Origin of the sequence: Neorhizobium sp. BETTINA12A, assembly GCF_023006485.1 — a bacterium.
Classification (GTDB): domain Bacteria; phylum Pseudomonadota; class Alphaproteobacteria; order Rhizobiales; family Rhizobiaceae; genus Neorhizobium.
This window is the reverse complement of sequence record NZ_JALBGW010000016.1, coordinates 60,642-72,145: the sequence shown is the minus strand read 5'-3', so window position 1 is coordinate 72,145 and position 11,504 is coordinate 60,642. Positions and strand designations below refer to the sequence as shown.

Genomic DNA, 11,504 nt, shown 5'->3' with positions numbered 1-11,504 from the left:
CGAGCGGCACGCCGGTCAGGCAGGAAACGCCGCCGGCGATCGCCGCTGCCAGCACGATGACGACCACGGTCACCACGCCGCCGGCCAGAAAGGCGGTGCGCAATTCGCGGATCGATACGCCGCAGAAGCGCGTGCCGATGACCGAACCGAGGATGACATAGGTCGGAACCAGCAGCCAGTTCGGAACTCCGCCGTTGATGAAGCCGGTCACATGCGTGGCGATCGATACCACGACGCCGCCGAGCAGCAGCGCTGCCGGAAAATTCCAGCGCATGAACACCACGCCGAACAGCGCCGAGACGATAAGCATGGCGATGAGAACAGGCGCGCTCATCACCAAAGGCACCAGAACCGGGTCGGTGCCGACGAGATCGAAGATTTCCACGATCAGCGGGACCGTAATCGTCAGCGCCAGCACGCGCACGCTTTGGCCGACGCTGACGGCGCGCAGGTCGCAGCGGGTTTCGGCGGCGAGGCTCAGCACATAGCTCAGGTGCCCAGGGGAGGAGGCGAGCAGCGCAGTGATCCGGTCATAGTGGAAGAACCGTTGCAGCACCCACGAACTCACATAGAGCAGGATGACGACCGCCACGAGCACCATGACGAAACTCAGAGGCCAGGTGCGCGCCGCGACGATCACCTCCGGCGTGACAGTCGCCCCCATCGACACGCCGACGATGATGAAACAGACGTTGCGGACCTGCGCCGGCACCGCCAAGTTCAGCCCGGCAAGCCCCGCAATGGTGATCGCGATTGCCGGACCGATGAGGTAAGGAGCTGGAAAAGCAATGAGAATTGCGATCAGCGCACCGGCAGTGCCGATCAGCGCAGTCAGCGCGAATACGCGCAATTCCGAAAGGGGCATGGCTTGATCCTGAAGGCGCCACAGGAAGGAAAACTGACAAAAGCCAGCAAAACGCCTCGTCCCCTTCTATTGCAAATGCGCGCGAGGTCAACCTCTTCTGCAGCATACGGGGGATAGCAAAAGGCGCCAACCTCAAAGGCGGCGCCTTCAATAAACATCAGTGGGCAAGATCAGGCGGCCGGCGCGACGACCTTCGGGATGGCCTTCGGCAGATGCAGCATATCGATGCCCAGCAGGAAATTGATCTGCGGGCGCGCCTTGACGAGGTCGTCGATCGTGTATTCGGCGAGCACATCGAAGAAAGCGTTGAGCGCCTTGCGAAGTGCAGCGTTCAGGCCGCAGCTGTCAACAAGCGGGCATTCCGCAACTCCCTCTTCGAAGCATTCCGCCATGGCGAAACTATCTTCGGTGACCTTGATGACGTCGAAAAGGGTGATGCGCTCAGCAGCACGGCCAAGCCTTACGCCACCGTTGCGACCACGTACGGTTTCCACCAGACCGGCCTTCGTGAGCGGCTGGAGGATCTTGAAAAGGAAGAGTTCGGAAACGCCATAGGCCCTGGCAATCTCGGGAATGCGGCTCAGGTGGCCTTCGTTGGCGGCGCAATACATCAGCATCCGTACTGCGTAATTCGTCTGTTTGGTCAAGCGCATGCTGGTCTCCCAAGACTCGTACCCGCCTTATATAATGGCTTCCCTAGTTTTGAACAATTCCAAAATAAGAAAATCGTCATCAAGTTTCCGACGTGAGGCAGCTTGCCTGCATCGGAGCGGAATTCAAGCTATGAATTGCTCGTCCGCACAGACGACGCCCGGAAGGCTGGGGCACGCCGGAGCGGCGGGCTGGGCAGACAGGCGCGGGCTCTGCCAGGCAAACCTTCGGCCCTCTGCCGAAGGACAACGTCTGGCCGCGCCGAACAGGCCGCGCAGGGATTGCCAACGATATCCCGCGACCTGCATGAAGTTTTGATGGTCCTGCGCGAAGCCGGTTCAGGACCGGCGGCGGCTCGCCAGAAAAGTTCCGGCCGGCGTCAACCGGTCATCGAGATCGCCACCCAGGTGGGGACAGCGACCACCACCATTGCTGCCAGCAGGCTAAGGCCGATCCTCGCCAGATACGCGCGGCGGGCACGCTTCGCATCCCACTCGTACACCATGGACATACATCCCCACTCCTACTCCGCAAGCTAAATTAGGATAGTCTGCGGATACGTCAATGGTGGCTATCGATCACGGCTACCTTGCCTGAGGCCGACCTTCCAGCTCGGCGGCATAATTGCGGATGTCCTGCTGACGTTGCGGGGTGCCCGGATGGCTCGACAGGATGCTCGCGTCGCCATGGTCTCCGAGCTTTTCTTCGAGGACCACGAAGAAGCGGGCAAGTGCGGCGGGATCGTAACCGGCAGCCTGCATCAGCTCGACCGAACGGCGGTCTGCCTCCGCTTCCGCGGCCCGTGAATAGGACAATGCCACCAGTGCACCGCCCTGGGTGAGGATATCCTCGACGCCCGAGCCGACATCGCCGGCAATCAGCATGACCAGCGCGGCAACGCCGGCAGCGCGATAGAGCTGCCGCAGGCTGTGCTTGCCCTCGACATGGGCAATCTCGTGGCCGAGCACGCCGAGGATCATTTCCCGGTCGCTGTTGGCGAGCTTCACCAGATCATCGGTGAGGATCAGGCTGCCGTCGGGGAGTGCGAAGGCATTCGGGCCAATCACGCCGCCATCCCGGAAATAAAGCCGATAGGCCTTTTGCCCTCCCTTCGAATGGACGGCGAGTTTCGAGAAGCCCTCGGAGATCGCCTGCCGTTCGCCTTCCGGCAACTCGGAAGGTTTCAGGATCGTCCGATCGAGCGAGGCGAGCGTGCCGGAGCCGATCAGTTCCGGCACGAACGGCGGGGTTACCAGGACGGCAACTTCCACCAGCACGGGTACCGCATACCGATAGATCGACGCCGCAAGCAGGATGACGGCGATCGTCATGACGATCAGCCGCGGATGGAACCGCTCCAGCCGATGGATCAGGCCGCTGCGAGCGCCTCGCTTGGCGCGGAGATAGGTGTCGATGCCCTCGTTGTCGCGCGTTTCGAACACGGAACCATCCGGGAAACTCACCCGCCGCGGGATCGAGCCGACCCGCGAACTGACCTCGACCCGCTCCGGCACGGCAGAGGCGAGGACCCGCCCCTCTTCCGCTGCGACGAGGAGACTGCCATCCTCGCGCAGAACGGCCGGGATTGCGCGGCTGGAATTGGCCGGATGCCATTCGCCTTTAGCGATGACCGCTCCGTCAGAAGCCAAAGTCGAACCCTTCCATATCCATGTATTCGGCACTGATTGCAGCACCGGTCGCCTCGATCGAGGAGAGGATTTCGCCCGGATCGCCGTTAATGCGGATGCCGGAATGCTCGTTCACATACCGCGCCATCCGAACCGCCGCCCAGGGGCGCATCAGTCCGAGCGTCAGCACGGTGACGATCACGTTGCTGATTGCGATCCAGGCATAACGCAGCCGGGAGATATCGCTGACCAGCTGATGGCGACCGTCAAGTTCCGCCGCCGACCACGCGACGTTGCGCACACCCGCCCGATAGAAGAGACCAGCAACACCATAGAGGATGAAATAGATGAAGACCCCGGCATAGAGACCGGCGATGCTCAGCACGGTCATCTGCGTGCTCGTCAATTCGGCGCTCTCGCGCATAACGGTCGCAGCACCGATGATCACGACGAAGGCAATGAAACCGAAGACGATGCTGCCCAGGAACACGATCAATGCCGGCAGGATCCAGACGCCATAAAGCCGGCTGAGCTGCGGATCGCTGGAAAACGGCCGATCGCCGTACCGCAGGTTGTTCAAGAGGTATCGCCAGGTCCAGCGGCTCGCGAGTGGCGCCAGGATGCCGAAGGAAATGAAGGCGACAAAACTGCCGAGCAGGATCGCAACGAAAGCGCCGCCCGCGGTGCCGACGAAATCGAAACGCACATTGCGGTAGCTCGTCACCCGGGCGTTGAAGCGCAGGCTGCGCTTGATGAGCCACGGCAGAGCAACCAGGATCACGATCGGAGTAAGGATGCCGATCGGCGGAAAAATCGCCGTGCTGATGTTGATCACGATCAGGAACGCAATGACGATCAGCCGGCCGATGAAGATCTGCTTGCCGGTCGCGTGATATTCGAAGGCGCGGTCGAGAATGACCGTGTTGCCGTAGAAGTATCGCATGCGCCGCACCTTGGCCCAGGCCGAATAGATGCCGAGGGTGACGATCGTCAGCAGAACGTTGACGATCCAGATACCGAAATATTCGCTGGCGCTGCCGGTGAAGGATGCGCGCTCAAAATACTGCCCCGCCGCCGCCCGAGGCGTCGTCTCTGCCATTGCCATGATGTCATATCCCCTTGCCGAATACCGTCGAGACGGCTGCCTGCCCGATTCCCCGCATGATTGTAGGGCCTGGATATGTCATTTCAATTGTTCGCGCGACACGTAATCAGATTCTGGGTCGTCAAAACAAAACCGGGCCTCCTGCGAGACCCGTTTTGCTCATTTCTCGATTGGGCCCTCAGGCGTGTGCCGGCGTCCCGGCAGGGAGATCGGCGCCGAGCGCTTGGGCTGCAGCCGCGTTGTTCTCCGGCGTGTCGGCGAACCGATAACCTTTTTCGATCAGCCGATGCGTATACTGCTTGTTGTAGAGAAAGGAGAAAATGAGCTGCGAGATGCCGGCGGTGAACACCGAGATCACCAGATGCAGGGCACCGATGGAGATTTCACCGCGTACAACCGGAACCAGCCAGCCGAAGAAAAGGTAGGTCCACGAAAAACCGTGGAAACCCTTCTTGGTCAGACCGATGCTGTCGTTCTTCATCATTACCTTTTTGGCCATGCCCGTCCCCTTTTTGTTACTTTACCGTCATTCGTATAAACGAGAACTACTGACGATTTGGTCAGTATTCACGGATAAAGCGGGATTAAATTGCTTGGTAAACCGGATATGACGCCAACAAAAAACGGGCCCCCGAAGAGGCCCGCCTGATAATTTCGACCGAGTTTCTGCTTACTTCATCGTCGGCATGACGAATTCGGCACCATCCTTGATGCCGGACGGCCAGCGGGCGGTGATCGTCTTGGTCTTGGTCCAGAACTTGATCGAATCCGTGCCGTGCTGGTTGAGATCGCCGAAGCTCGAAGCCTTCCAGCCACCGAACGAGTGATAGGCGAGCGGAACCGGGATCGGAACGTTGATGCCGATCATGCCGATATTGATGCGGCTGGCGAAGTCACGGGCGGCATCGCCGTCACGGGTGTAGATCGCAACACCGTTGCCGTATTCGTGCTTCATCGGCAGATCGAGCGCTTCTTCATAGTTATGGGCGCGGACGACCGAGAGGACAGGACCGAAGATTTCCTGCTTGTAGATGTCCATCTCGGGCGTGACATGGTCGAACAGCGTGCCCCCGACGAAATAGCCGTTCTCGTAACCCTGCAGCTTGAAACCGCGGCCGTCGACCAGAAGCTTGGCGCCCTCCTCGACGCCGCGGTTGATCAGCCCGTTGATGCGGGCATGGGCTTCCTTGGTGACGACCGGGCCCATGTCGGCCTTGTCGTCCGTATAGGGACCGATACGCAGCGACTCGATCTTCGGGATCAGCTTTTCGACGAGGCGGTTGGCGGTTTCCTCGCCGACCGGGACCGCGACCGAAACCGCCATGCAGCGCTCGCCGGCGGAACCGTAGCCGGCCCCCATCAGCGCGTTGACGGCCTGGTCGAGATCCGCGTCCGGCATGATGATCATGTGGTTCTTGGCGCCGCCGAAGCACTGCGCGCGCTTGCCGTTCATGGCGGCCGTGCCATAGACGTAACGAGCGATCGGGGTCGAGCCGACGAAGGAGATGGCGCCGATATCCGGATCGGTGAGGATCGCATCGACGGCCGCCTTGTCGCCGTTGACGACGTTCAGGATGCCGGCAGGCAGGCCCGCTTCGATCATCAGCTCGGCGAGGCGGATCGGCAGGGACGGGTCACGCTCCGACGGCTTCAGGATGAAGGCATTGCCGCAAGCGATCGCCGGGGCGAACATCCACATCGGGATCATGCCCGGGAAGTTGAACGGAGTGATGCCGGCGCCGATACCGACCGGCTGGCGCATCGAATACATGTCGATCTGCGGGCCGGCGCCTTCGGTAAACTCGCCCTTCGACAGATGCGGGATACCGATCACGAATTCGCAGACTTCCAGGCCGCGGATGACGTCGCCCTTGGAATCCTCGACCGTCTTGCCGTGTTCCTTCGACAGCATCTCGGCGAGTTCATCCATGTTCTGGTTGAGCAGGTCGACGAACTTCATGAAGACGCGGGCGCGACGCTGCGGATTGGTGGCAGCCCATTTCGGCTGAGCCTGCTTGGCGTTTTCGACTGCAGCGCGGATTTCCGAAACGCTGGCAAGCGAAACCTTCGCCTGGACTTCGCCAGTTGCCGGATTGAAGACGTCAGCCGTGCGGCCGCTGGTGCCGGCGACATGCTTGCCGCCGATGAAATGCCCGATCTCACGCATGGGTATGCTCCTCCATTTTTGGTGCGTGGCGGGAGTCTACACTTCGATTTGCACAAAGCAATGGAGTGGAATAAGCATCCGTTGTGCAGAAATTGAAGCAAGACCGAGGCTGTCATGTCTGGCAAGATCGTCAGGATCGCGGAACTGGAAATTCATCCCGCACAAATCGACCCCTATCGAGCCCTCCTTGCCGAGGAAATCGAGGCATCGGTGGACAATGAGCCGGGCGTGCTGATGTTGCATGCCGTCGCTGAAAAGGAACGGCCTGAGCAAATCCGTATCCTGGAGGTATATGCTGACCAGAATGCTTACGAGGCGCATCTCCGGACGCCGCATTTCCTGAAATATAAGGAACATACGGCGGACATGGTGAAGTCTCTCAGGCTGATCGACGTCGATCCGGTGATGATGCGGGCAAAATAAGCAGCAGGCATTGAAAGACAACCAACGATGAACTGGGACGATGTCCGCATGTTTCTGGCGGTAGCCCGCGCCGGCCAGATCCTGGCTGCTTCGCGGCGGCTCGGCGTCAACCATGCGACGCTCGGGCGGCGGGTGACGGCGCTGGAAGAGGATCTACGCACCCGCCTCCTCATCCGTCGGACCAATGGTTGCGAATTGACCGCTGAGGGCGAGGTGTTCTTTCGGGCGGCCGAGCGGATGGAAACGGAGATGCTGGCGGCGCAGGCGAGCACCGGCCGGATCGACGCGGCGATCGCCGGTACGGTCAGGATCGGGGCACCCGACGGTTTTGGCGTTTCCTTCCTTGCTTCACGGCTCGGGCGGCTGACGCGCCGCCATCCGGAACTCAAGCTGCAACTGGTGCCCGTGCCGCGATCCTTCTCGCTTTCCCAGCGAGAGGCGGATATCGCCATCACCATCGAACGCCCGGAACAGGGTCGGCTCATCTCTTCGAAACTGACCGATTATACGCTCGGCCTCTATGCCTCGAAGACCTATCTCGATCAGGCAGGAACGCCGCAGACGGTGGAGGCATTGAAGAACCATCCGCGCATCGGTTATGTGGAGGACCTGATTTTTTCGCCGTCCTTGAATTTCACCGGCGAGGTGATGCGGGACTGGGATGCCAGCTTCGAGATTTCAAGCGCGATCGGCCAGACCGAGGCGGTCCGTTCCGGCGCCGGCATCGGCATCCTTCACGACTATGTCGCGCGACAATATCCGGAACTGGTGCGGGTGCTGCCCGGGACCGTTATTCGGCGGTCCTACTGGACCACCTACCACGAAACGACCCGCGACCTGATGCGGCTGAGGACGGTGGTGGAGTTTCTGAAGGAACTGGTCGATGGGGAAAGCCACATTTTTGTGTGACGGATAGGACGGTCTTCATGGGGAAAAGAAGAAGACCCAAACAGGGTCCGGCCGCCGAAGCGGCCGGAAAACCTTGTATCAAGAAGGCAGGAAGGTCGTAACCGGAACCTTGAGTGCCGCGGCAATGCGCTTCAGCTTGGCCGGATCGGCATCGGTGCCGTTTTCAATGCGAACGATCTCGTCGTTGACGAGGCCGGTCGTGATGGCAAGCTCTTCAATGCTGTAGCCGACAGAACGACGCGTTTCGGCGACGGCTGAGGCAATGTGCTGCGGAGAAAGCTTCGCTCCATTGGCGGATGCGAAATTATTGATCGAAATTGTCATTGTATGCTCCTTCTAGAATGGCCTGCCGAAAACCGGTCAGGTGAAGGGGGACGAATGCCCGAGACGCAGGAGTCTAAAAAATTAGGCACCGGCTGCCGCAAACATAGGCATGCTGACGACCGAGACAAGGGCGGTTACTGCAGTGCACAAAAATGTGTTCGCTTTCAGGTCGAAAGAAGGCGGCATCCATTTACCCAACTCGCTTAAAACGGCTGGAATCGGGCATTTTTGCCTTAAATCGAGCTGAAAAAACAGAAATGGCACCGCGTTTGCGGTGCCACATTAAATTTTCTTAACCTTTAGAAAAGGCTATCAGGCGGACTGAATCGACTTGATCCTGTCGATGCCGCCGACGATCGCGGCGAAATCCTGCCAGACGCCTTGTGCACCTTTCTGCCACTCCTCGAAGGCTTCCGGCTTCAGCAATTTGCCGCCATTCTTGAGCGACACGGCAACGGATGCCGCCTCGTCATCGACGATTAGCTGATTGAAATAGGCAGCCCCTTGCCTCGAGGCGTCCTGGAAGACTGTCTTTTGCTCGGGGTTCAACTGGTTCCAGAAGCTGGCGGAATAATAGATGACGCCGGACGCCCAGATATGGCCTGTTTCGGTCATGTAGGGCACGACTTCATAGAGCTTGAAGCCGGCATAAGCGGATTTGGTGAGGTCCATGGCGTCGGCAACGCCGGTCGCCAGCGCATTGTAGGTCTCGGTGATCGGAATGCCGACCGGGGCGGTGCCGAAGGCGGCCCACAGCTTGGTGTGCAGCGGGCTCTGGATCACACGGATCTTCTTGCCCTTCAGCTGTTCCGGACGGGTGACCGGCTCCTTCGTGAGCAGATGGCGGGCGCCGTAGTTGATGAAATCGCCGATCACGAAATTCTGGGTAGCGAGCTTCTGCTTGAGGTCGGCGCCGACGCTGCCATCGACCGTCTTGCGGACATGGGCTGCGTCACGGAAGAGGAACGGCAAATCGAGGACCTGCAGTTCCGGCACCCAGCCGGACAGTGACGAGACGGTCGAAAGGCTCGCCTGCACGGAACCGAGACGGGCCCCTTCTGCCACTTCCTTCTCGCCGCCGAGCGCACCGTTCTTGACGACGTTGAACTTGAACTGGCCCGGCAGCTTGGCTTCCACCAGCTCGCCGATCTTCACCCAGATCTTCGATTCCGGCTTGTCGTCGCCAAGCAGCGAGGCGGTGGTGATCGTCGTGGTGCGGGCGGCGGCGCTGCGCACGAAGACGGGCGCGGCAAGCGCCACGCCGGTTGCTGCGGCGGTCTTCAGAAGGGTTCGGCGGTTGATATTGTCCATGTCTCAAGGTCCCTAGAGATGTGAAGCGGTTAAAAGATGATCGCCCAGGCGCAAAGGATCGTCAGGGAAACCAGAAGTGCGAGCAGATAGGGCACGACCGCCTTGAACAGTGCGGCCGCGGGAATGCGGGTGACGCCGCTGACGACGAAGATCAGCATGCCGAGTGGCGGGGTCAGGCCGTGGATCATCAGGTTGACGACGATGATGACGCCGAAATGGATCGGATCGATGCCCGCGGCGACGGCGGCCGGCAGCAGGATCGGGCCGAACAGCAGGATCGCCGCGCCGATATCGAGCACCAGTCCGACGACCAGAAGGATGACGTTGGAGAGGACGATAACCGCCAGCGCGCTGCCGCCAAGCATCGTCACGAACTCCGAGACGAGGCCGGAGACATTGTCGACGGCAAGCAGGAAGGCGAAGGGTCCGGCCGTGCCGATCAAGAGGCCGATCGCCGCGGACTCCGTCGCCGCCTGTCGGAACGAGGCGAGCAGCGAACCGGCTCCGACCTTGCCCCAGACGGCGAGGATAATCGTATAGAGCGCCGCGAGAGCCGCCGCCTCGGTCGTGGTGACGATGCCGATACGGATGCCAACCACGACGATGATGCCGAGACCGAAGGCGGGAATGGCAGAGATCGCCGCCTGCCGGCGCTCACGCCCCGAGGCGCGCGGCAAGGCAACCTGCTCTCTGACGGACAGATGGATTGCCACGGCGAGGCAGATCGCCATCAGGCCGCCGGCGAAGAAACCGCCGACCAGCAGCGAACCGACCGACAGATTGGTGGCAGTCGCCAGGATCAGGAAGGCGATCGACGGCGGAATGACGTTGTCGAGTACCGATGTCGCGGCAATGATCGCACCCGCCTGGGCCGGAGGATAACCGTGCTTCACCAGCTCCGGCTGGAAGGTCGAAGCCCCGAAGGCGGCATTGGCAACGGAAGAGCCTGATGCGCCGGAGAATAGCACGCTTGTCAGCAGCGTCGTCTGCGCCAGCCCCGCCCGGCGATGGCCGACCATCGAGGCGGCGAACCGGACAAGCTGATTGGCAACGCCTGAGGAGGTCAGTAGCCCGCCGGCGAGCAGGAAGAAGGGAATGGCGAGCAGCAGGAATTTCGACATGCCGGTCACCGTCGACGAGACGATCGCCGGTTCCGGCAGGCTGCTGCCGAAGGCAATCGCCACATAGGCGGCGGTCAGGAACGCATGCGCCAGCGGTGCCGCCAGCACCAAGCCAAGTGCTGCGACCAATGCCAGGAAAAGGCTCGGCGGAAGGTCGCTGTCGATGAAGATTTCTGGGATGCCGAAATAGAGCGCTGCGCCGAGGCTAAGCGATATCAGTACCGGCAGCGCCCTGCCCTCGGCAAGTCTTTGCAGGAGGAGCACAACGAGGATCAGCACGCCGCCCGCGCCGAGAAAACCGAAGCGGATCCACTCCGGAACGCCAAGCGTCGGAGAAATACCGCCGAGCATGGCCATGATTTCGGAACCGCCAAACAGCAGGATCAGCGCCGCAAGCACCGTGAACACGTCCGCCAGCACCTGGGTTACCGGCAGCAGCCGGGCGGGAGCCAAACGCACGAAAACGTCGAGCCGCATCGCCAGCGCGCTGTTGAGGCTGAGCGGCGCGCCGATCGAGATCAGCGCCACATGCAGCCAGATGCCGAGATCCTCGGCGCCGATGAAACCAGTGTTGAAGAAATAGCGCAGGCAGACGCTGACCAGCACCACCGTCAGCAAAACGGCGAGGATCAGTGCCGCGACAGCGCCGAGGACAGTCTCGACGCCCTTCAGCACCCTCGCCGCGATACCGTCGCCGGGGATTGCCGTCTGCTCGAGAAAATCGGATGGGCTGGCTGCCACGGTTCTTACCTTTGCAGGAGGATCAGGCGGTCTTGACCGTGGAGAGATCACGATCGAAGAGCGTCGATCCGGTGAAATGACGCGTTGCCGAGACCTCGCGGGCAACATCGAGACGCGACAACACCTTTTCGCCGAAGCGACAGGCTTCCTCAAGCAGCCGCATGGCAGAAAGGATAAAAGTTTCGATGCCGGCCTTTCGCCCGGCCGCAGGTCAAGCGAAGCTTGAGAGATCCCGCCTTTTACGGCGACCATTCCCACC

At 60.9% G+C, this 11,504-nt stretch carries 12 protein-coding genes and 1 pseudogene; 2 read left to right on the top strand and 11 right to left on the bottom strand.

The window, feature by feature from the left end:
- The 7 genes from MOV61_RS07375 to MOV61_RS07350 form a co-directional block, all read right to left on the bottom strand.
- The coding region (locus MOV61_RS07375; protein ID WP_247136119.1) for an AbrB family transcriptional regulator at positions 1-865 on the bottom strand (865 nt) is incomplete at its 3' end.
- A gap of 170 nt (positions 866-1,035) precedes the next feature.
- Positions 1,036-1,518, bottom strand: coding sequence for an iron-responsive transcriptional regulator RirA (gene rirA / locus MOV61_RS07370; RefSeq protein ID WP_038539948.1), 483 nt, complete (start codon positions 1,516-1,518; stop codon positions 1,036-1,038).
- Positions 1,519-1,895: 377 nt separating this feature from the next.
- The gene (locus MOV61_RS30305; RefSeq protein WP_258718814.1) at positions 1,896-2,021 is read right to left on the bottom strand and encodes a hypothetical protein; all 126 of its coding nucleotides are present in this window, start codon (positions 2,019-2,021) and stop codon (positions 1,896-1,898) included.
- Positions 2,022-2,100: 79 nt separating this feature from the next.
- A complete protein-coding gene (locus MOV61_RS07365; protein ID WP_247136118.1) occupies positions 2,101-3,165 on the bottom strand; it encodes a M48 family metallopeptidase in 1,065 nt (354 codons plus the stop codon).
- The gene (locus MOV61_RS07360) at positions 3,155-4,243 is read right to left on the bottom strand and encodes a YjgN family protein (protein WP_247136121.1); all 1,089 of its coding nucleotides are present in this window, start codon (positions 4,241-4,243) and stop codon (positions 3,155-3,157) included. Before MOV61_RS07360 ends, MOV61_RS07365 begins: the two co-directional genes overlap by 11 nt.
- A gap of 184 nt (positions 4,244-4,427) precedes the next feature.
- A complete protein-coding gene (locus MOV61_RS07355) occupies positions 4,428-4,748 on the bottom strand; it encodes a hypothetical protein (RefSeq protein WP_247033506.1) in 321 nt (106 codons plus the stop codon).
- 171 nt (positions 4,749-4,919) lie between these two features.
- Positions 4,920-6,416: a CoA-acylating methylmalonate-semialdehyde dehydrogenase gene (locus MOV61_RS07350; RefSeq protein ID WP_247136117.1), complete on the bottom strand. Its 1,497-nt coding sequence runs from the start codon at positions 6,414-6,416 to the stop codon at positions 4,920-4,922.
- A gap of 114 nt (positions 6,417-6,530) precedes the next feature.
- Here MOV61_RS07350 and MOV61_RS07345 point away from each other — a divergent pair, with 114 nt between their 5' ends.
- Positions 6,531-6,839 carry a putative quinol monooxygenase gene (locus MOV61_RS07345; RefSeq protein ID WP_247136116.1) on the top strand — a complete coding sequence of 103 codons (309 nt, stop codon included), beginning with the start codon at positions 6,531-6,533 and terminating at the stop codon, positions 6,837-6,839.
- Between the two features lie 27 nt (positions 6,840-6,866).
- Positions 6,867-7,748 carry a LysR family transcriptional regulator gene (locus MOV61_RS07340; RefSeq protein WP_247033503.1) on the top strand — a complete coding sequence of 294 codons (882 nt, stop codon included), beginning with the start codon at positions 6,867-6,869 and terminating at the stop codon, positions 7,746-7,748.
- A gap of 78 nt (positions 7,749-7,826) precedes the next feature.
- Here the strand turns inward: MOV61_RS07340 and MOV61_RS07335 are convergent, their stop codons facing one another.
- The 4 genes and pseudogenes from MOV61_RS07335 to MOV61_RS07320 all read right to left on the bottom strand — a co-directional run.
- Positions 7,827-8,072: a helix-turn-helix domain-containing protein gene (locus tag MOV61_RS07335; RefSeq protein ID WP_038539927.1), complete on the bottom strand. Its 246-nt coding sequence runs from the start codon at positions 8,070-8,072 to the stop codon at positions 7,827-7,829.
- 312 nt (positions 8,073-8,384) lie between these two features.
- Positions 8,385-9,383 carry a TRAP transporter substrate-binding protein gene (locus MOV61_RS07330; RefSeq protein ID WP_247033501.1) on the bottom strand — a complete coding sequence of 333 codons (999 nt, stop codon included), beginning with the start codon at positions 9,381-9,383 and terminating at the stop codon, positions 8,385-8,387.
- A gap of 29 nt (positions 9,384-9,412) precedes the next feature.
- On the bottom strand, positions 9,413-11,245 hold the full coding sequence (locus MOV61_RS07325) for a TRAP transporter large permease subunit (protein WP_247136115.1): 1,833 nt from the start codon (positions 11,243-11,245) through the stop codon (positions 9,413-9,415).
- A 22-nt stretch (positions 11,246-11,267) separates the two neighbouring features.
- A pseudogene (locus MOV61_RS07320) lies at positions 11,268-11,450 on the bottom strand (alkanesulfonate monooxygenase); the annotation flags it as partial.
- Positions 11,451-11,504 lie beyond the last annotated feature (54 nt).

Coding starts and splice junctions, on each gene's coding strand:
- rirA (WP_038539948.1), bottom strand. CDS start 1,518: ATGCGCTTGACCAAACAGACGAATTACGCAGTACGGATGCTGATGTAT.
- MOV61_RS07360 (WP_247136121.1), bottom strand. CDS start 4,243: ATGGCAGAGACGACGCCTCGGGCGGCGGCGGGGCAGTATTTTGAGCGC.
- MOV61_RS07350 (WP_247136117.1), bottom strand. CDS start 6,416: ATGCGTGAGATCGGGCATTTCATCGGCGGCAAGCATGTCGCCGGCACC.
- MOV61_RS07340 (WP_247033503.1), top strand. CDS start 6,867: ATGAACTGGGACGATGTCCGCATGTTTCTGGCGGTAGCCCGCGCCGGC.
- MOV61_RS07330 (WP_247033501.1), bottom strand. CDS start 9,383: ATGGACAATATCAACCGCCGAACCCTTCTGAAGACCGCCGCAGCAACC.
- MOV61_RS30305 (WP_258718814.1), bottom strand. CDS start 2,021: ATGGTGTACGAGTGGGATGCGAAGCGTGCCCGCCGCGCGTATCTGGCG.
- MOV61_RS07335 (WP_038539927.1), bottom strand. CDS start 8,072: ATGACAATTTCGATCAATAATTTCGCATCCGCCAATGGAGCGAAGCTT.
- MOV61_RS07355 (WP_247033506.1), bottom strand. CDS start 4,748: ATGGCCAAAAAGGTAATGATGAAGAACGACAGCATCGGTCTGACCAAG.
- MOV61_RS07345 (WP_247136116.1), top strand. CDS start 6,531: ATGTCTGGCAAGATCGTCAGGATCGCGGAACTGGAAATTCATCCCGCA.